This is a genomic window from Streptomyces sp. JW3 (assembly GCF_052216785.1).
Lineage (GTDB): Bacteria > Actinomycetota > Actinomycetes > Streptomycetales > Streptomycetaceae > Streptomyces.
This window is the reverse complement of record NZ_JBQOUX010000091.1, coordinates 13601-31587: the sequence shown is the minus strand read 5'-3', so window position 1 is coordinate 31587 and position 17987 is coordinate 13601. Positions and strand designations below refer to the sequence as shown.

Genomic DNA, 17987 nt, shown 5'->3' with positions numbered 1-17987 from the left:
GCGGGGACGGCGGAGGCGGCGGAGGCGGCGGGGACGGCGGAGGCGGCGGAGGCGGCGGAGGCGGCGGGGACGGCGGGGACGGCGGGGACGGCGGAGGCGGCGGGGACGGCGGAGGCGGCGGAGGCGGCGGAGGCGGCGGAGGCGGCGGAGGCGGCGGCGACCGCCTTCGCAGCCCCCGCGTCAGCTACCGCCTTCGCAGCCCCCGTATCCGCTACCGCCTTCCCGGCCCCCGCATCGGCTGCGGCCGCCCCGCCACCCGTATCGGCTGCGGCCGTCCCGCCGCCGCTGTCCAGCTCCGCCGTCGAGCCCGACGGCGACCACCGCTCCCCCCGCGCCCCCGCGTCCATCGCCTCGTTGGCGAGGCGGTCGGCGTGCTTGTTGTTCGCGCGGGGGATCCACTCGTACGTGACCCGGTCCGGCGGGAAGACCGACCGCGCCTCGGTGGCGAGCGGCTTCATGTCGGGGTGCTTGATCTGCCAGCGGCCCGACATCTGCTCGACGACGAGCTTGGAGTCCATCCGGACACGCACCCGCGCCGCCGGGTCCAGTGCGCGGGCGGCGCGCAGGCCGGCCAGCAGGCCCCGGTACTCGGCGACGTTGTTGGTGACCACGCCCAGGTACTCGGCGGTCTCGGCGAGCGTCTCGCCGCTCGCCGCGTCCCGCACCACCGCGCCGTACCCGGCGGGACCGGGGTTGCCCCGCGACCCGCCGTCCGCCTCGACCACGAACTCCCGCACCGCCGCCGCCCTCGACCAGACCTACAGGCCCGAGTCGGACGTGCGCACCAGGATGCGACGGCAGTTCTCGCACCGCACCACCGTGTCGGGCGCGGCCGCGCGGATCTCGTTGATGTCGGTGATGGCCAGCTCCTGGCGGCAGCCCTGGCAGGTGCGCTGGTAGAGCTTGGCGGCGCCGATGCCGCCCTGCTGCTCGCGCAGCTTGTCGTAGAGCTTGAGCAGGTCGGCGGGGACGGACCCGGCGACGACCTCGCGCTCCTTGGTCACCGACGCCGCCTCGCCGTCGATCTCCTCGAACGCGGCGTCCCGGCGGCCGGTCGCGTCGTCGATCTTCGTCTGCACGGAGGACACCCGCTCGGTCAGCTCGGCGACCCGCTCCTGCGCGGACTCGCGGCGCTCCATCACCTCCAGGACCACGTCCTCCAGGTCGCCCTGGCGCTTGGCGAGGGAGGCGATCTCGCGCTGGAGGTTCTCCAGGTCCTTCGGGGAGGTGACGGCGCCGGAGTCCAGGCGCTGCTGGTCGCGGACGGCGCGCTGGCGCACCTGGTCCACGTCCTGCTCGGCCTTGGTCTGCTCGCGGGCGCAGTCGCTCTCCTCGGTCTGCGCGGCGACGAGCAGGTCGCGCAGCTGGGTGGCGTCCTTGCTCAGCGACTCCAGTTCGGCGTGCTCGGGCAGCGAGCGCCGCTTGTGGGCGAGCTGCTGGAGGCGGACGTCGAGGGCCTGGACGTCGAGGAGTCGGATCTGGTCGGCGGGCGCGGCGTTCAGTTGGGGGCTCCAGGTGAAGGGGAGTGGCTGGTCCAGGGGTCGGTGACCGTCTTCGAGACGTGGACCCGCAGGTCCCATCCGTGCCGGTCGGAGATCTCGTCGAGCTGGCCGGCGGCCAGTTCGCACCAGGGCCACTCGGTGGCCCAGTGCGCCGCGTCGAGCAGCGCGAGGGAGCTGTGCGCGCGGGCCTCGGACGCCGGATGGTGGCGCAGGTCCGCGGTGAGGAAGGCGTCCACGCCGGCCGCCCGTACGGCGTCGAAGAGGCTGTCGCCGGAGCCGCCGCTGACGGCGACCGTGCGCACCAGGGCCTCGGGGTCGCCGGCCACCCGGATGCCCTGCGCGGTGGCGGGCAGCCGCTCGGCGGCGCGGGCGGCCAGTTCGCGGACGGTCAGCGGGTGGTCGAGGGCGCAGATCCGGCCGAGGCCGCGGCGGCCGGCGGGGTCGGCCGGGTCCGGCACCAGCGGGCCCGTGACCCGCAGGTCCAGCGCGCCGGCCAGCGCGTCGGAGACACCCGGGTCGGCGGTGTCGGCGTTGGTGTGGGCGACGTGCAGCGCGATGTCGTGCTTGATCAGCGTGTGCACCACGCGGCCCTTGACGGTGGACGCGGCGACCGTGGTCGTCCCGCGCAGGTAGAGCGGGTGGTGGGTGACCAGCAGGTCGGCGTCCAGCCGCACCGCCTCGTCGACGGTCTCCCGGACCGGGTCGACGGCGAACAGGACCCGGGTGACCTCCTGGTCCGGGTCGCCCGCGACCGTACCCACCGCGTCCCAGGACTCGGCCCGCTCGGCGGGCCACAGGCTCTCCAGCGCGGCGATGACTTCTGACAGACGGGGCACGGACCCAAGGCTACCTGCCCGTTTCGCGGCGCAGTACCGTCACTGCCGCCCCCGTCGCCGGCCCTGGCCGGACCAGCACATCCGCCTCTCGTTCCTCAGGCGAACCGTTTCGCTCCCATCCGTTCGTGTGAAGCGGGCGCCACCCGTGCCACGTCCGTGCGTACGAAAACTAGCGTTCGTCGCCGGAGGTGACCGAACGATGACAGCCTGTGCTATCGAGTCTTCGGCGGGCCAGCCGACAGACCGTACGGCGAACCACTCGACGGACCATTCGGCGGACCGGGAGAACGGCGGGACACCGCGGGCGGGCTGTTCCCTCACCGTGGCCGGGACGTACGCGGCACGCCTGGCGGGCCGGGGCGAGGGCCGTTACCCGGAGCGCTGGACGCTGGACGGCCCCGAGCCGTACGCCGTACCGCTGCCCGGCAGCCAGCCGGAGGAGCCGGACACCGAGGTGCATCCGATGGGCGACGGCCGGGTGCTGATCCACCGCCGGGCCGCCGGACGGCACGTCTTCGCGCTGCTCTATCCGACCGGTCCCGGCACCGGTGAGCTGCCGCTGGGCGGTGTGCGGTGCCCGGACGACGGCACCCGGCTGCGGCTGCTGCCGCCGGCTCCGGACGGCGAGACGGCGTACGCCCTGGCGGTCGGACCGCGGTCCACGGCCGTGTGGCTGGTGGCCGGAAGCGCCTTCGGACCCGAACACCTGGCCGAGGTGCCGGGCCGTTGTTCGGGCGGGGTGTGGCTGGACCGCACGGCCCGGATACTCGCCCTGGACCGGGTGACGGAGGGGCCCGCCGGGCCGGTGGTCAAGACGGTCGTGGTGGATCTGGAACGCGGCGGTGAGGTCTCGCCGCTGCTCCAGATCGCCGCCGACAGCGAGGACCGGCTGCTGCTGGCCGATCCGGACAGCGGGCTGCTGCTGATCCGCTCGGACGCGCCCGCCCCCGGGCACGGCGCCCGGCTGGGCTGGGGGGTGCTGGGCAGCACGCTGCCGGTCCGCTTCCCCCGGTGCCTGCGGCTGCCGGACCGGGTGGTGACGCCGTTCGCGACCCAGCCCGGCCAGATGCTGACGCCGGAGCGGTGCGCGGTGGCGCTGCGGGTGGACGGGCCGACGGGCAGCTGGGTCGGGATGTGGCGGCCCGCCGAGCGGCACCTGCACCAGTTGCCCGCGCCGCGCGGCTGGCTGGCGGGGGCGGGCTGGTGGTCCGCCGACGGCCTGCTCCGGCTGCCGTACAGCACGGCGGAACACCCGTGCGCGGTGGCCGCGCTGACCGTGCCGGGCAGCCCGGACCCGCGCTCCGGGCCGCACTCGGCACGGGAGCCGGAGCCGGCCCGCGCGGCCCCCCGTCCCGTCCCGCTCCAGGAGGCCCCGCTGGCGCGGCTTGTAACGAAGTAGTGCCGGTTGGCACGGCCGTCTGGATGCGCCTTGAGGCGTGCCGGATACACTCCTTCGGCTGTAGGAAAGATCATGTTGACGGGGTGAATTCCTTCCGATGAACGACGCCAGCACGAACCAGCCGATGCGGGCCGACGGTGCCGACGTTCGGGCCACGGCCGACTCCGGCCACGGCCGGCACCGCGGTCCGGTCTCCGCACAGGACGCCGAGACGGCCCCGCAGGGCCGGCACCGCAAGCAGGCGGCCGAGGAGAACGGCACGGCCGCCTGACGCACACCGCGCGAACCACGGCCCCGCCCGTCAGCACGACGGCCGGGGCCGTCGCACGTCACCGGACGGCACCGGCACCGGCACCGGCACCGGCACCGGCACCGGCACCGGGGACATCGTCACCACGGACATCGGCACCACCGACTTCAGCACCACCGACTTCAGCGCCACCGACTTCGGCACCACCGACCTCGGCACCGAGGACGTCGACGGCACCGGTGAGCACCGGCGCGGCCCCGTCCCCCCGCTCGGCCGCCCCCACCACCACCCGCACCACAGCCCCCTGCCCCTCCACGTCCCGCTCCCACCACATCCGCACCCGCAGCGTCTCCCCCGGATACACCACCCCGGCGAACCGCGCCCGGCAGTCCCGCACCCGGGTCACGTCCCCGTCCAGCAGCGTGTCGACGACCGCCTTGAGCGTGCTGCCGTAGGTGCACAGCCCGTGCAGGACCGGCCGTTCGAACCCGGCGCGCTCCGCGAACGCGGGGTCGGCGTGCAGCGGGTTCCAGTCGCCGCTGAGCCGGTAGAGCAGCGCCTGCTCCTCCCGTACCCGCCGCTCCACCACCGCGCGGGGCTCCCCGCCGGGCACCTCGGCCCGCCCGGCCGGCCCCCGCTCGCCGCCCCAGCCGCCCGCCCCGCGTACGAAGATCTCGGCGTCGTCGGTCCACAGCGGCCCGTCGGCGTCCGCCGCCGCCCGCCGCAGCACCAGCACCGCCGCCTTCCCCTTGTCGTACACGGCGGTGATCCGGGAGGTCAGGGTCGCCGTGCCGCGCACCGGCAGGGGCCGCCGTACCCGTACCCGCTGGCCGCCGTGCAGGACCTGGGCCAGGTCGACGTCGACGCCGGGCCAGGACAGCCCGTCGATCACACCGGGCACGCCCGCGCCGGCCACGGTGGCGAAGCTCGGCAGCACGTGCAGCCGGGACTCCAGGGTGTAGCGCAGTTCGCGGGGGTCGGTGGCGGGGACGCCGGCGCCGATGCCGAGGTGGTACAGCAGTACGTCCTTGTGGTCCCAGGCGATCTCGGTGGTCCGGGGTGCGGCGGCGAGGGCCGCGGCGGCGTCGATGGGCACGGTTCTCCTGTCTCTCCTGTTTGCTGACCGGCTGCTCCGAGGGAACCAGGACATTCGTCCCGCCGAAACCCGTACACGCACCTCTGCCGCGCCCCGCCGCCCCGGACGAGAATCGCAGGCACCGCGAGGAAAGAGGACAGCGACCATGACCCGACCACGGCTGCCGCGCCGGATCTCCTGCCGACTGGACGCCTGGGACCTGGCCCGCGATCCGCGCGGCGGGGACGAGCCGCCGGGCCCGCCGCCCACCGGCTTCGCGCTGCTGCCCTGGCTGCTGATGGGGCTGGGCTCGCTCGCCAACATCTTCCAGGACGAGACGTCCGACCCGGTGCTGGCCGGCGCGGGCCTGCTGGCCTTCAACTCGCTCTATGTCTACGTCACGTTCCGCTCCTTCGACCACACCAAGCGCCGGTCGCCGGCGACCCGGCTGGCGCTGGTCCTGATGGGCCTGCTGACCTGCGCCCTCGGCCTCGGCTACGGCGGCACCTGGCTGTTGTTCTTCCCGCTCCTGGGCCTCGCGGCGGGCGCCGCGCTGCGCGGCCGGCGGCTGGCCCGGTGGGGCTGGACGCTGGCGGCCCTGGCGGGGGTGATCGCGGGCGTCAAGGACGGCTGGAGCGGCGTGAACATCGCGTACGGCACCCTGCTGTCGACGATGGTGACAGCGGCGATCCTGGGCCTGTCCGACGTGGTACGGGACTTGCGGGCGGCCCGTGAGGAACTGGCCCGGCGGGCGGTGGCGGAGGAGCGGCTGCGTTTCTCCCGCGACCTGCACGATCTGCTCGGCCACACCCTGTCCGTGATCGTGGTGAAGGCGGAGGCGGCCCGCCGGCTGTCCTCCCGCGACCTGGCGGCGGCCCTCACCCAGGTCACCGACATCGAGGCGGTCGGCCGCCAGGCGCTCACCGAGATCCGGGAGGCGGTGACGGGGTACCGCGAGGGCAGCCTCGGTACGGAGCTGGACCGGGCCCGGTCGGCGCTGTCCGCGGCCGACGTGGCACCGGTGGTGCACCGATCCGGACCGCCGCTGCCGCCGCGGACGGAGGCACTGCTGGGGTGGGTGGTGCGGGAGGCGGTGACCAACGTCGTACGGCACAGCGGGGCGAGCCGCTGCGAGATCGCGGTGCTCGGGGGCGCGGAGCGGGTCCGGCTGACCGTCACGGACGACGGTCCGGGGCCCAGCGGCACATCGGCCGGCCCGGGTACGGGGCTGACCGGGCTGACCGAACGCCTGGCGGCGGCGGGCGGGTCGCTGACGGCCGGGGCGCTGGGGAAGGGCGGGTTCGTGGTGCGGGCCGAGCTGCCGGTGGACGGCGCGGCGGACGCGGCGGTCCCGGCGGCGTCCCGCGCCGGGGCGTGAGGGGCGTGAGGGGCGTGAGGGGCGTGAGGGGCGTGAGGGGCGTGAGCCGGGCGGCGCGGCCGCCGCTTCCGCCGCGCCGAGAGTCTCGCGCAGGTGGCGGCCGTCACCGGCTCAGGGCTTGCGGGCGATGCCCGCGTAGAACAGGTCCGTGGCGGCGGTGGCGGGCTGGGCCGGGGAAGGGTCGGGCCGCCACCGCGCGCCGGGGACCAGGCCCGGGTCGATCAGTTCGAGGCCGGTGAAGAACCGGCTGATCTCGGCGTGGCTGCGGACGGTGAGGAAGACGCCGCGGTCCCGGTAGACCTGGAGCGCGCGGGCGGTGCTGTCCGGGTCGAAGTCGGCGGTGGTGTGGGACAGCACCAGGTGGCTGCCGGGGGCGAGGGCCGCGAGGAGCCGGCCGACCGTGTCGTGGGCGGCGGCGTCGGGCAGGAAGTGCAGCAGGGCGATCAGGGACAGTCCGACCGGCCGGGACAGGTCCAGGGTGCGGGCCGCCGCCTCGATGATGGTGCCGGGGTCGCGGGCGTCGGCCTGCACGTAGTCGGTGGAGCCCTCGGGGGCGCTGCGCAGCAGGGCCTGGGCGTGGGCGAGGACGATCGGGTCGTTGTCGACGTAGACCACGCGGGCCGCGGGGGCGGTGCGCTGCGCCACCTCGTGCAGGTTGGGGCTGGTGGGGATGCCGGTGCCGATGTCGAGGAACTGCCGTACGCCGGCCTCCTCGGCCAGGAAGCGGACGGCGCGGTGCATGAACGCCCGGTTGGCGAGGGCGGGGCCGCGGCCGTGCGGGAGCCCTTGCAGGACGCGTTCGGCGGCCTCCGCGTCGACCGGGTAGTTGTCCTTGCCGCCCAGGTAGTAGTCGTACATCCGGGCCGGGTGCGGCCGGGAGGTGTCGATCTTGAATCCTGGCCCGTGGGTCTCGAGGGTCTCGAGGGTCTCGGGGGTGTCGTGGGTGTCGTGGGTGTCGTGGGTGTCGTGGGTGTCGTGGGTGTCGTGCGTCATGACCGCCTCGCCGCTTCGAGAGGTGGATACCGGCGGAAGTGAATGTATCGCCGTGCGCGGGGCGGGAGTTGGCGGACAGGCGTTCCGGAGAGAGGACGGCCGTGTTCGCGTCCGCCCCCGGGGTCCGCCCGTAATCTGGGCGCATGGCCGGAACGCCGCAGGAGCGCAGTCCGCAGGAGCCCGTGCGAGGACCAGGACCGCGAGGCCCGGAACAGGACCCGGAACAGGACCCGGAACAGGACCCGGAACAGGACCCGGAACAGGACCCGGAACAGGACCCGGAACAGGACCCCCTGCGGATCCTGCTCGCCGAGGACCAGAACATGATGCGCGGCGCGCTCGCGCTGCTGCTCGGCATGGAGCCGGACCTCGAGGTCGTCGCGCAGGTGGCCGCCGGTGACGCCATCGTCGAGGCGGTGCTCGCGCACCGTCCGCACGTCGCCCTGCTCGACATCGAGCTGCCCGGCCGCAGCGGCCTGGACGCCGCCGCCGAGCTGCGCGAACGGGCCCCCGAGTGCCGGGTGCTGATCCTCACCACCTTCGGCCGCCCCGGCTACCTGCGGCGCGCGATGGAGGCCGGCGCCGCCGGTTTCCTCGTCAAGGACGGCCCGGTCGAGGAGCTGGCCGGCACGATCCGCCGCGTGCTGGCCGGCGAGACCGTGGTCGACCCGGCCCTGGCCGCCGCCGCGCTCAGCGCGGGCCCGAGCCCGCTCACCCCCCGCGAGTGCGACGTGCTGGCCGCCTCCGCGGACGGCGCCACCGTCGCCGACGTCGCCGCCGCGCTGCACCTGTCCGAGTCCACGGTCCGCAACCACCTCTCCGCCGCCATCGGCAAGACCGGCACCCGCAACCGGACGGAAGCCCTGCGCGAGGCCCGTCACCAGGGGTGGCTCTAAAGAGCAGGTAAAGAACTAGTTAGGGACCCGAAGCAACGGAATAGGTGCTTCGGCATACGGAGTTGGGCATACACACATCCCGCACGGCCGCACGCCCGCACGGCCGCGCACCCATCCGCTCACCCCCGTCCCGGAGGACCGCACTCAATGAGCCACACGACGACCGACGAACCCACCAGGAGGGCGACCGGGGCCACCGTCCCGGTCCTCGCCTTCGCGGGCATCGTCGTCGCGGTGATGCAGACCCTGCTCGTCCCGGTCATCAAGGACCTGCCCCAACTCCTGGAGACCACGCCCAGCAACGCCACCTGGGTCCTGACCTCCACCCTGCTGTCCGGAGCCGTCGCCACCCCGATCATGGGCCGCCTCGGCGACCTCTACGGCAAGCGGCGGATGCTGATCCTCAGCCTGTCCGTGATGGTGGTCGGCGCGCTGGTCAGCGCGTTCACCGACGCCCTGCTCCCGATGATCGTCGGCCGCACCCTCCAGGGCTTCGCGATGGGCGCGATACCCCTCGGCATCGGCCTGATGCGCGACATGCTGCCGCGCGAGCGGCTCGGCTCGGCGATGGCGCTGATGAGCTCCTCGATCGGCGTCGGCGGCGGCCTCGCGCTGCCCGCCGCCGCCCTGGTCGCGCAGCACGCCGACTGGCACGCCCTGTTCTACGGCGCGGCCGGCCTCGGTGTCCTGTCCATCGCCCTGACCCTGACCGTCGTACCGGAGTCACCGCTGCGCGCCAAGGGCACCTTCGACCTCCCCGGCGCCCTCGGCCTCACCGTCGGCCTGGTCCTCTTCCTGCTGCCCATCACCAAGGGCAGCGACTGGGGCTGGTCGTCGGCCACCACCCTCGGCCTGTTCGCCGCCGCCGTCGTCGTGCTGCTGCTGTGGGGCCTGATGGAGCTGCGCGTCAAGGCGCCCCTGGTGGACCTGCGCACCACCGCCCGCCGCGAGGTGCTGCTCACCAACCTCGCCTCGATCATGGTCGGGGTCAGTTTCTACGTCGTCTCCCTGGTGCTGCCCCAGCTCCTCCAGCTGCCCGCCGCCACCGGCTACGGCCTGGGCCAGTCGATGGTGGTGGCCGGCCTGTGCGTGGCACCGCTCGGCCTGACCATGATGTTCACGGCCCCGCTGTACGCCCGCCTGTCGGCCCGCTACGGGCCCCGCACCACCCTGATCATGGGCCTGATCGTCATCGCGGTCGGCTACGGCGGCGGCCTCGGCCTGATGAGCGCCGCCTGGCAGACCATCGTCACCTCGGTGCTGCTCGGCGCCGGTATCGGCCTCGCCTACTCCTCGCTGCCCGCGCTGATCATCGGCGCGGTCCCGGCGTCGGAGACCGGCGCGGCCAACGGCCTGAACACCCTGATGCGGTCCATCGGCACGTCGGTGTCCAGCGCCGTCATCGGCATGGTGCTGGCCAACACCGCGAACGACGTCGGGGGCGTCGCCGTGCCCACCATGCACGGCTTCCGCGTCTCGTTCCTGATCGCGACCGCCGCGGTCGCCGCCGGTCTGGTCTTCGCGTTCTTCCTGCCCCGGCGCCGCCCCGCCGTCCACACCCAGCTGCGCGCGAGCAGCGAGGAGGACGCCAATCTCGCCCGCGCCGAGGAAGCGCTGCGCGGCTTCCGGGGCCGGGTGCTGGCCGCCGACGGCGCGCCCGTGGCCCGCGCCAAGGTCACGCTGATCGACCGGCACGGCCGGCAGGCGGGCTCGGCCCTGTCCGCGGCCGACGGCAGCTACACGCTCGCCGTGCCGGCCGGCGGCCCGTACGTCCTCGCCGCCCGCGCCGCCGGACACGGCCCGCTCGCCCACTCGGCGACCCACACCGGCACCGGCCACCCGGTCGACCTGGACCTCGCCCTGCCGGGCGAGACGGTCTCCGCCTGAGCCACCGGCGCCCACCGCACCCCCTGTCGCCCAGCGCGGCCGGGGGTGCGGCAGCATGGGGCGACGTCAGCCCCGTACCACCGGAACGTCACCCCCGTACCACCACCGGAAGGACCCGCATGGCCGCGGCACCCGAACCCGCCGTCCTGAAGGCTTTCGAGGCCGCGCCGGGCTTCATGCCCGTCGACGAGGGGCTGGCGCTGTACGCGGCGGCCGTGGCGGCGGCCCGGCTCGGACTGCCGCTGCTGGAGGTCGGCAGCTACTGCGGACGCTCCACCCTGCTGCTCGCCGACGCGGCCCGCGCGGCCGGCACCACCGCCGTCACCGTGGACCACCACCGCGGCAGCGAGGAGCAGCAGCCCGGCTGGGACTACCACGACCCGGAGACCGTCGACCCCGAGCTGGGCGTGATGGACACCCTCCCGGCCTTCCGCCGCACCCTGTACCGGGCGGGCCTGGAGGAGCACGTGGTCGCACTGGTCGGCCGGTCCCCGGTGATCGCCGCGCTCTGGCGCTCGCCGCTCGGGCTCGTCTTCATCGACGGCGGCCACACCGACGAGCACGCGAACGCCGACTACGAGGGCTGGGCCCCCCGGGTGGCCGAAGGCGGGCTGCTCGTCATCCACGACGTCTTCCCGGACCCGGTGGACGAGTTCACCGGCCAGGCCCCGTACCGGGTCTACCGCAGGGCGCTCGAATCCGGCGCCTTCACCGAGGTCTCGGCGACCGGCTCGCTGCGCGTGCTGCGGCGAACGGAGGCGGGGAGCCGGGGCCGGCGTTAGAGTCGCGGACGTGTCGTACACAGGCCCGGAGTTCGATCCGCACCGCCCCCCGTCCCGCCGTTCCCCGCTGCGCCGGCCGCTGACCGTGGCGCTGGCCGCGCTGGTGCCGGGCGCGCTGCTCGGGTGGGGGGTGTACGCGGCGGTGGGCGCGCCCGGCGGTGACGGCGGCGGTGGCGACGACCGGGCGGCGGCCCCCGCCACGGCCACTCCCCCAGCCACCCGCGCGGCCACTCCCTCGGCCACCCGCTCCGCCGCCCCGAGCGACGACGGCACGGACCCGGCGGCCACCGAGCCGGCCGCCCCCGTCTCCCTGAAGGGCAAGGTCGTCGTCATCGACCCCGGCCACAACCCGGCCAACTTCCAGCACCCGACCGAGATCAACCGCAAGGTGGACATCGGTACGAACTGGAAGGAGTGCGACACCACCGGCACCGCCACGAACAACGGCTACACCGAGGCGAGCTTCACCCTCGACGTGGCGCACCGGCTGCGCGACCTGCTGCGCGCGCGGGGGGCCACGGTGAAGCTGACGCAGGACGGCGACCGGGAGTACGGGCCCTGCGTGGACGAGCGGGCCCGGATCGGCAACGAGGCGCGCGCGGACGCGGCGATCTCGATCCACGCCGACGGCTCGGCGGCCGGGCACCGCGGCTTCCATGTGATCCTGCCGGGCGCCGTGCACCAGGGCGCCGCCGACACCCGGGCCGTCGTCGCCCCGTCCGCCGACCTCGGCGAGCGCGTCGCGGACGGCTTCGGACGGCGGACCGGCACCGACCCGGCCAACTACCTCGGCGCCGGCACCGGCCTGGTGACCCGCACCGACCTGGGCGGACTCAACCTGTCGAAGGTCCCGAAGGTGTTCCTGGAGTGCGGCAACATGCGCGACGCCCAGGACGAGGCACTGCTGACCAGCGGCGCCTGGCGGCAGAAGGCGGCGCAGGGGATCTCTGAGGGAATCGTGAGTTTCCTGCGCGGGTAGCGATCAGGCCCGTATCCCGGCGGACAGTGCGAACGCGCGGAGGATAGTGTCGTCCGTTGACGACGAGACGACGACCCGAGAAGGACCTGAAGTGAATATCCGCTCCCTCACTCGAGGCGACGGCGTGGTGATCGTGGCAGCGGTGTTGCTGTTGATCGCGTCGTTCCTCGACATCTACTCGATCGAAGGCGCTCCGGACAGCGCCGACATTCCCAGTCTGTGGGGCAGCGGGCCGATCGTGCTCGGGGTAGTCCTCGCGGGCGTCATCGGCGCCGCACTCGTCGTCGTGGCCCGTGCGCTGCCGCAGCCCCGCAAGGTCGCCGGTCTGGACCTCGGCCAGTTCGGTGTCGCCTTCACGGTGTTCGCCGCCTGGTGCGCGCTGGGCAACGTGTTCGACCCGGCCGGCGCGTTCGACAACGACGGCGGCGGGGAGGGCATCGGCGCGGGCACCGGCCTGATCCTCGCGCTCGTCGCCACGGTGGTCATGGCCGCCGCCGCGATCGCCACGCCGCTGGTCCCGGCGCTCAAGGGCGCGCTGCTGCCGGCGCCGCGTCCGGCCCAGCCGCAGCCGTACGGTGGTCAGCCGCAGGGCGGGTACGGCTACCCGGGCGCCCAGCAGCAGCCGTACGGCGGGCAGCCGGGGCAGCCGGGTCCGGGCCAGCCGGGGCAGCCGGGGCAGCCGGGGCCGGGGGCGCCCTACCCGGGTGCGGGTCAGCCCCAGCCCCAGCCCCAGCAGGCTGCTCAGCAGGCCCAGCCGCAGCCCGCGCAGGCCCAGCCGCAGCCGCAGCCGGCCGGGGACTTCTCGCCGTTCTGGTTCGCGGTGCCGGTGCCGCGGCCGCTGTTCGCGGAGGACGGCTCGCCGACGCCGATCGCGGAGCTGGCGCCGGGCACCTGGTACCTGGCGGTCGACCAGCGCGGCCCGGGTCTGGTCGCCCAGACTCAGGACGGCCGCCGCGGCGTGCTCCAGGACACCTCGGGCATCCAGCGCGGCTGAGTCCTCGTCCCACGGCCCCTCGCCTTCGGGTGGGGGGCCGTCGGCGTACCGCCAACTCCGGCCGGACAGCGCGGGTTTCAAACACACTTGCGGGGCCAGACGGTAGGCATGTCTCGCTATCGTGGTTCCAACTCCGCCGGGACGGCCGTCGCGGTGATCGCGGACATCATGGCCGTCATCCTCGGACTGTGGATTCTGATGTACCTGCTGGACGCGAACCGGGCCAACGACCTGGTCCAGTTCATCCATGACGCGGCCGCCTGGCTGGCGGGCTGGTCGCGCGACCTGTTCACGTTCGACGAGGCGTGGGCGCGGGTGGTGGCCGGTTACGGGCTCGCCGCGATCGTCTACCTCTTCGTCGGGCACGCGGTGGCCAACCGGCTGCACCGGCACTGAGCCGCCACCCGGCCCCCACGTCTCCGCACCGCCCACCCGATCGCGTGACCTGGGGGTCTGGGGGTGTCCCCCAGAGAACACAGCACGTTCGACGAGGCGTGGGCGCGGGTGGTGGCCGGTTACGGGCTCGCCGCGATCGTCTATCTCTTCGTCGGGCACGCGGTGGCCAACCGGCTGCACCGGCACTGAGCCGCCACCCGGCCCCCACGTCTCCGCACCGCCCACCCGATCGCGTGACCTGGGGGTCTGGGGGTGTCCCCCAGAGAACACAGCACGTTCGACGAGGCGTGGGCGCGGGTGGTGGCCGGTTACGGGCTCGCCGCGATCGTCTATCTCTTCGTCGGGCACGCGGTGGCCAACCGGCTGCACCGGCACTGAGCCGGGCGGGCGGTCAGGCGCAGCAGTCGGTGTCCAGGCCGCGCGGCAGCCGGTCGCCGCCGAAGACCTGGCAGGTCGCCTCGTGGCCGCCGAGCGCGGCGACGGCGAGCAGCAGCGAGCCGGCCGTCCAGGTGGTCAGCTCGCGCGGCCAGATCGCGGCGTCCTCGAAGACGTACCCGGTCCAGTACAGGCCGGACTCCGCGTCCCGCAGGTGCTGGATGGACTGGAGGACCGACAGGGCCCGGTCGGACTCGCCGATCGCCCACAGGGCGAGGGCGAGTTCGGCCGACTCGCCGCCGGTGACCCACGGGTTGGGCACGACGCAGCGCACCCCGAGGCCGGGGACGACGAAGCGGTCCCAGCCCGCCGCGATGCGGGCCTCGGCCTCGGCGCCGGTGAGCGCGCCGCCGAGGACCGGGTAGTACCAGTCCATCGAGTAGCGGTCCTTGTCGAGGAACCGCTCGGGGTGCCGGCGGATCGCGTGCCGCAGTATGCCCGCCGCCAGCTCCCAGTCGGGCTGCGGCTCCTCGCGCTGCTCGGCGATGGCCAGCGCGCAGCGCAGCGCGTGGTGCACGGAGGAACTGCCGGTCAGCAGCGCGTCCGTGGCGCCCGTGCCGTCGGCATCGCGCCGCCAGCCGATCTGGCCGCCGGGCCGCTGGAGCCGCAGCACCCATTCCACCGCCGCGTACACGGTGGGCCACATCCGGTCCAGGAACGCGTCGTCGCCGGTGGAGAGGTGGTGGTGCCAGACGCCGACCGCCACGTAGGCGACGAAGTTCGACTCCCGGGCCCGGTCGGTGACTTCGGCGGCGTCGCCGTCGGCGTAGGCCGCGTACCAGGAGCCGTCCGGGTTCTGGTGCCGGGCCAGCCAGGTGTAGGCCCGCTCGGCGGCCTCGTGCTCGCTGGCCGCGTCCAGCGCCATCGCGGCCTCGACGTGGTCCCAGGGGTCGAGGTGGTGGCCGCGGAACCAGGGGATCGCGCCGTCCTCGCGCTGGACGGCGAGGATGCCGCGCACGGTCGCGGCGGCCTCCTCGGCGGTGAGTACCCCGGGCAGGATCAGGTGTTCCGTCCGGGGCGTCGTCACGCGGCGCCCACCGGCGGCAGGTGCGGCTTGGTCGCGTAGGCCACGAAGCTCTTGCCGATCAGCGGGTTCAGCGCCTGCTCCGCGACCCGGGTGGCCAGCGGCTTCTTCATGATGTCCCAGACCAGCAGCTTGTGGTACGCCTGCACCGGCAGCGCCTTGTCGTTGTCGACGCCGAACGCGCACTTCAGCCACCAGTACGGGGAGTGCAGCGCGTGCGCGTGGTGGGTGCCGTAGGGCTTGAGGCCGGCTTCGCGGATCTTGCCGAGGAGTTCGTCCGCCTTGTAGATGCGGATGTGGCCGCCCTCGACCTCGTGGTAGGCGTCGGACAGGGTCCAGCAGACCTTCTCGGGGCCGTAGCGCGGGACGGTGATCGCGATCCGGCCGCCGGGCCTGAGCACCCGCACCATCTCGGCGAGCACGCCCTTGTCGTCGGGGATGTGCTCCATCACCTCGGAGATGATGACGACGTCGAAGGACTCGTCGGGGAAGGGCAGCGCCAGCGCGTCGCCCTCCATCGCGGTGGCGGTGGCGCCCTCGGGGGCCTCGCCGGCCTCCGCCATCGCCGCGAACCACTTGGCGACCTCGCGGATCTCGTCGCCGTTCTGGTCGAGGGCGACGACCCGCGCGCCGCGCCGGTAGCACTCGAAGGCGTGCCGGCCGGCGCCGCAGCCGAGGTCCAGGACGCGGTCGCCCGGGGCGAGCGGGAACCGGGAGAAGTCGACGGTCAGCACGTGGTCCTGCTTTCGTGTTCTTCCGGGGCCGCCGGGCGGCCGGGGGTGCCGGGGGTGCCGGGAGTACCCGGGGTGCTGGGAGTGCCGGGAGTACCGGGAGTGCTGGGAGTGCTGGGAGTACCGGGGGTGCTGGAGGTGACCGCCGGACGGTCAGGCGTGCCGAGGTCCTGGGCCGTCGCGCGGCCGGGCGTCCGGGGCCCGCTGGAGCGGGCGATGGCCTCGCGGTACCGGGCCACCGTGCCCTGCGCGGCGCGGGCCCAGGTGAAGCGGTCGAGGACGCGGTCGCGGCCGGCCGCGCCGAGCCGGGCCCGCAGCTCCGGGTCGCCGAGCAGCCGGTTCAGGCCGGCCGCCAGCGCGCCCGCGTCGCCGGGCCGCACCGCCAGACATGTCTCGCCGTCGGGTCCGGCGACCTCCGGGATGGCCCCGCCGGTGGTGGCCAGCAGCGGCGTGCCGGTGGCCATCGCCTCGGCGGCGGGCAGCGAGAACCCCTCGTAGAGCGAGGGAACGCACGCCACCTCGGCCGAACGCACCAGGTCGACCAGTTCGGCGTCGGAGATGCCCTTGACGAACTCGACGGCGCCCTCGAGCCCGTACCGTTCCATCGCCTGGGCCACTGGCCCCTTGGCGGGACGTTTCCCCACCACGACGAGGTGGGCGTCGGGGTGCTCGGTGCGGGTCTTGGCCAGCGCCTCGACGAGGAAGACCAGGCCCTTGAGCGGCACGTCCGCGCTGGACGTGGTGACGATCCGCCCCGGCACCTTCTCCACCGCCGGGTCGGGCGAGAACAGGTCGGTGTCGGCGCCGATGTGCACGACGTGCACCCGGTCGGGCCGTACGCCGAGATGGTCGACGATCTCCTGCCGGGAGGAGCCGGAGACGGTGAGCACGGACGGCAGCCGGCGGGCGACCCGCTTCTGCATGCGGGTGAACGCGTACCAGCGGCGCACCGCGTACCGGCGCCGCGCGCTCTGCGCCGCGTCGAGTTCGAGCCGCCGGTCCACGGTGATGGGGTGGTGGACGGTGGTGACGAGCGGGGCGCCGACGTCGCCCAACAGCCCGTAGCCGAGCGTCTGGTTGTCGTGCACGACGTCGAAGTCGCCGCGCCGGGCGCGCAGATGGCGGCGGGCGCGGAGCGAGAAGGTGAGCGGTTCCGGGAAGCCGCCGGTCCACATCGTGCCGACTTCCAGCGCGTCGATCCAGTCCCGGTACTCGTCCCGCTTCGGAGTGCGGAACGGGTCGGGCTGGCGGTACAGGTCGAGGCTGGGCAGCTCGGTGAGGGAGAGCCGCGGCAGACCCTCGTCTAGCACCGGGTACGGCTGGGCGCCGATGACCTCGACGCTGTGGCCGAGGCGGGCCAGTTCGCGGGAGAGACGGCGGACGTAGACGCCCTGGCCGCCGCAGAACGGGTTGCCCTTGTAGGTGAGGAGCGCGATGCGCAGCGGTCGCTCGTCCTGACGGGGCTCCGTCCGACTGCCCTCAGCGGTCACTCCGGTCCCCTTCTGCCCGCACGGTCCCGCGAGACTACGCCGGGACGGTAATCTAGAACAAGTTTCAGACTTGATCGTTCAGAGGCTCCGAATCTACCCGCAAGTAAGAACGCTGCGACCAGTGGATCAGGTGATTCACGCCACGGAGGCCGAGGTGAGCGAGGTGAGCAAGGTGGCCACCCCGACCGGCGGGCACAGACCGGCCGCGCCCGCCCGCACCGAACGCCAGGCGGAGCGCCGCCGCCGCATCCTGACCGCGAGCGCCCAACTGGCCGGGCGGGGCGGGTTCGACGCGGTGCAGATGCGCGAGGTCGCCGAGGTCTCGCGGGTGGCGCTGGGCACGCTGTACCGGTACTTCCCCTCCAAGGTGCATCTGCTGGTCGCCACCATGCAGGACCAGTTGGAGCAGCTGCACGGCACGCTGTGCGGACGGCCGCCGGCCGGGGCGACGGCCGGCGAGCGGGTGACCCGGACCCTGATGCGGGCCTTCCGCTCGCTGCAACGCGATCCGCAGCTGGCCGACGCGATGGTCCGGGCGCTGATCTTCGCCGACCGGAGCGTGTCGGCCGAGGTCGACCGGGTCTCCCGGCAGACCACGGCGATCATCCTGGCCGCGATGGGGACCGCCGAGCCGACGCCCCGGCAGCTCGCGGCGGTCCGGGTCATCGAGCACACCTGGCACTCGGCCCTGATCACCTGGCTGTCCGGCCGGGCGACCATCGCCCAGGTGCGCGCCGACATCGAGACGGCGTGCCGGCTGATCGACCTTGCCGCCCGTTCCTGACGCCCGTCACGCAGCCGGGTAAAGTGGCGAGGTCGTATCACGCCCGTACGGGACGAAGCCGGTGCAATTCCGGCGCTGACCCGCAACCGTGAACCCCTGTCCACATAGGGGGTGCAGCCGGATCGCCCGGACGGGACCGTGACCGGCTCACGTGCC

19 protein-coding genes and 1 pseudogene are annotated in these 17987 nt (G+C 74.2%); 12 read left to right on the top strand and 8 right to left on the bottom strand.

The annotated features are described in order from the left end of the window. The 3 genes from ACTT8P_RS29060 to ACTT8P_RS29050 form a co-directional block, all read right to left on the bottom strand. On the bottom strand, nucleotides 1-737 hold a 737-nt coding region (locus tag ACTT8P_RS29060), incomplete at its 3' end, for a reverse transcriptase-like protein (protein ID WP_442834737.1). A gap of 21 nt (nucleotides 738-758) precedes the next feature. Continuing rightward, nucleotides 759-1502 (bottom strand): zinc ribbon domain-containing protein, encoded by a 744-nt coding sequence (locus tag ACTT8P_RS29055; protein WP_442834739.1) that lies wholly within the window; start codon nucleotides 1500-1502, stop codon nucleotides 759-761. Further along, on the bottom strand, nucleotides 1499-2338 hold the full coding sequence (locus ACTT8P_RS29050) for a Nif3-like dinuclear metal center hexameric protein (RefSeq protein ID WP_442834736.1): 840 nt from the start codon (nucleotides 2336-2338) through the stop codon (nucleotides 1499-1501). Before ACTT8P_RS29050 ends, ACTT8P_RS29055 begins: the two co-directional genes overlap by 4 nt. 199 nt (nucleotides 2339-2537) lie before the next feature. Here ACTT8P_RS29050 and ACTT8P_RS29045 point away from each other — a divergent pair, with 199 nt between their 5' ends. Continuing rightward, on the top strand, nucleotides 2538-3737 hold the full coding sequence (locus ACTT8P_RS29045) for a hypothetical protein (RefSeq protein ID WP_442834735.1): 1200 nt from the start codon (nucleotides 2538-2540) through the stop codon (nucleotides 3735-3737). Nucleotides 3738-3834: 97 nt separating this feature from the next. Continuing rightward, a complete protein-coding gene (locus ACTT8P_RS29040; RefSeq protein WP_442834734.1) occupies nucleotides 3835-4008 on the top strand; it encodes a hypothetical protein in 174 nt (57 codons plus the stop codon). 208 nt (nucleotides 4009-4216) lie between these two features. Here the strand turns inward: ACTT8P_RS29040 and ACTT8P_RS29035 are convergent. Beyond that, nucleotides 4217-5083 (bottom strand): annotated as a pseudogene (locus ACTT8P_RS29035) (MaoC/PaaZ C-terminal domain-containing protein); the annotation flags it as partial. Between the two features lie 145 nt (nucleotides 5084-5228). On the opposite strand from ACTT8P_RS29035, the gene ACTT8P_RS29030 reads away from it, so the two are divergent. Further along, nucleotides 5229-6440, top strand: a complete 1212-nt coding sequence (locus ACTT8P_RS29030; RefSeq protein WP_442834733.1) for a sensor histidine kinase — start codon at nucleotides 5229-5231, stop codon at nucleotides 6438-6440. 111 nt (nucleotides 6441-6551) lie between these two features. Here the strand turns inward: ACTT8P_RS29030 and ACTT8P_RS29025 are convergent, their stop codons facing one another. Further along, the gene (locus ACTT8P_RS29025; RefSeq protein ID WP_442834732.1) at nucleotides 6552-7433 is read right to left on the bottom strand and encodes an SAM-dependent methyltransferase; all 882 of its coding nucleotides are present in this window, start codon (nucleotides 7431-7433) and stop codon (nucleotides 6552-6554) included. Between the two features lie 143 nt (nucleotides 7434-7576). On the opposite strand from ACTT8P_RS29025, the gene ACTT8P_RS29020 reads away from it, so the two are divergent. The 8 genes from ACTT8P_RS29020 (at nucleotide 7577) to ACTT8P_RS28985 (ending at nucleotide 13745) form a co-directional block, all read left to right on the top strand. Beyond that, nucleotides 7577-8329, top strand: a complete 753-nt coding sequence (locus ACTT8P_RS29020) for a response regulator (RefSeq protein ID WP_442834731.1) — start codon at nucleotides 7577-7579, stop codon at nucleotides 8327-8329. A gap of 147 nt (nucleotides 8330-8476) precedes the next feature. Next, nucleotides 8477-10216: an MFS transporter gene (locus ACTT8P_RS29015; protein WP_442834730.1), complete on the top strand. Its 1740-nt coding sequence runs from the start codon at nucleotides 8477-8479 to the stop codon at nucleotides 10214-10216. 119 nt (nucleotides 10217-10335) lie between these two features. Further along, nucleotides 10336-10998: a class I SAM-dependent methyltransferase gene (locus tag ACTT8P_RS29010; RefSeq protein WP_442834729.1), complete on the top strand. Its 663-nt coding sequence runs from the start codon at nucleotides 10336-10338 to the stop codon at nucleotides 10996-10998. Between the two features lie 10 nt (nucleotides 10999-11008). Continuing rightward, nucleotides 11009-11977, top strand: a complete 969-nt coding sequence (locus tag ACTT8P_RS29005; protein ID WP_442834728.1) for an N-acetylmuramoyl-L-alanine amidase — start codon at nucleotides 11009-11011, stop codon at nucleotides 11975-11977. 91 nt (nucleotides 11978-12068) lie between these two features. After that, on the top strand, nucleotides 12069-12971 hold the full coding sequence (locus ACTT8P_RS29000; RefSeq protein ID WP_442834727.1) for a hypothetical protein: 903 nt from the start codon (nucleotides 12069-12071) through the stop codon (nucleotides 12969-12971). A gap of 108 nt (nucleotides 12972-13079) precedes the next feature. Further along, nucleotides 13080-13367, top strand: coding sequence for a hypothetical protein (locus ACTT8P_RS28995; RefSeq protein WP_442834726.1), 288 nt, complete (start codon nucleotides 13080-13082; stop codon nucleotides 13365-13367). 63 nt (nucleotides 13368-13430) lie between these two features. Further along, nucleotides 13431-13556 carry a hypothetical protein gene (locus tag ACTT8P_RS28990; protein ID WP_442834725.1) on the top strand — a complete coding sequence of 42 codons (126 nt, stop codon included), beginning with the start codon at nucleotides 13431-13433 and terminating at the stop codon, nucleotides 13554-13556. Between the two features lie 63 nt (nucleotides 13557-13619). Then, the gene (locus tag ACTT8P_RS28985; RefSeq protein ID WP_442834725.1) at nucleotides 13620-13745 is read left to right on the top strand and encodes a hypothetical protein; all 126 of its coding nucleotides are present in this window, start codon (nucleotides 13620-13622) and stop codon (nucleotides 13743-13745) included. Nucleotides 13746-13758: 13 nt separating this feature from the next. Here ACTT8P_RS28985 and ACTT8P_RS28980 read toward each other — a convergent pair whose 3' ends face one another. Genes ACTT8P_RS28980 through ACTT8P_RS28970 form a run of 3 tightly spaced genes read right to left on the bottom strand, consistent with a single transcriptional unit; the run spans nucleotide 13759 to nucleotide 17047 of the window. After that, nucleotides 13759-14829, bottom strand: a complete 1071-nt coding sequence (locus ACTT8P_RS28980; protein ID WP_442834724.1) for a prenyltransferase — start codon at nucleotides 14827-14829, stop codon at nucleotides 13759-13761. Beyond that, nucleotides 14826-15560 carry a class I SAM-dependent methyltransferase gene (locus ACTT8P_RS28975; RefSeq protein WP_442834723.1) on the bottom strand — a complete coding sequence of 245 codons (735 nt, stop codon included), beginning with the start codon at nucleotides 15558-15560 and terminating at the stop codon, nucleotides 14826-14828. Before ACTT8P_RS28975 ends, ACTT8P_RS28980 begins: the two co-directional genes overlap by 4 nt. After that, nucleotides 15554-17047 carry a glycosyltransferase family 4 protein gene (locus tag ACTT8P_RS28970; protein ID WP_442834722.1) on the bottom strand — a complete coding sequence of 498 codons (1494 nt, stop codon included), beginning with the start codon at nucleotides 17045-17047 and terminating at the stop codon, nucleotides 15554-15556. Before ACTT8P_RS28970 ends, ACTT8P_RS28975 begins: the two co-directional genes overlap by 7 nt. A 172-nt stretch (nucleotides 17048-17219) precedes the next feature. On the opposite strand from ACTT8P_RS28970, the gene ACTT8P_RS28965 reads away from it, so the two are divergent. Further along, a complete protein-coding gene (locus ACTT8P_RS28965) occupies nucleotides 17220-17831 on the top strand; it encodes a TetR family transcriptional regulator (protein WP_442834738.1) in 612 nt (203 codons plus the stop codon). Nucleotides 17832-17987: the final 156 nt, after the last annotated feature.

Bases quoted from the DNA above. Each gene is read 5' to 3' on its own strand.
- ACTT8P_RS29045 (WP_442834735.1), top strand. From the start codon at position 2,538: ATGACAGCCTGTGCTATCGAGTCTTCGGCGGGCCAGCCGACAGACCGT.
- ACTT8P_RS29040 (WP_442834734.1), top strand. From the start codon at position 3,835: ATGAACGACGCCAGCACGAACCAGCCGATGCGGGCCGACGGTGCCGAC.
- ACTT8P_RS29030 (WP_442834733.1), top strand. From the start codon at position 5,229: ATGACCCGACCACGGCTGCCGCGCCGGATCTCCTGCCGACTGGACGCC.
- ACTT8P_RS29025 (WP_442834732.1), bottom strand. From the start codon at position 7,433: ATGACGCACGACACCCACGACACCCACGACACCCACGACACCCACGAC.
- ACTT8P_RS29020 (WP_442834731.1), top strand. From the start codon at position 7,577: ATGGCCGGAACGCCGCAGGAGCGCAGTCCGCAGGAGCCCGTGCGAGGA.
- ACTT8P_RS29015 (WP_442834730.1), top strand. From the start codon at position 8,477: ATGAGCCACACGACGACCGACGAACCCACCAGGAGGGCGACCGGGGCC.
- ACTT8P_RS29010 (WP_442834729.1), top strand. From the start codon at position 10,336: ATGGCCGCGGCACCCGAACCCGCCGTCCTGAAGGCTTTCGAGGCCGCG.
- ACTT8P_RS28995 (WP_442834726.1), top strand. From the start codon at position 13,080: ATGTCTCGCTATCGTGGTTCCAACTCCGCCGGGACGGCCGTCGCGGTG.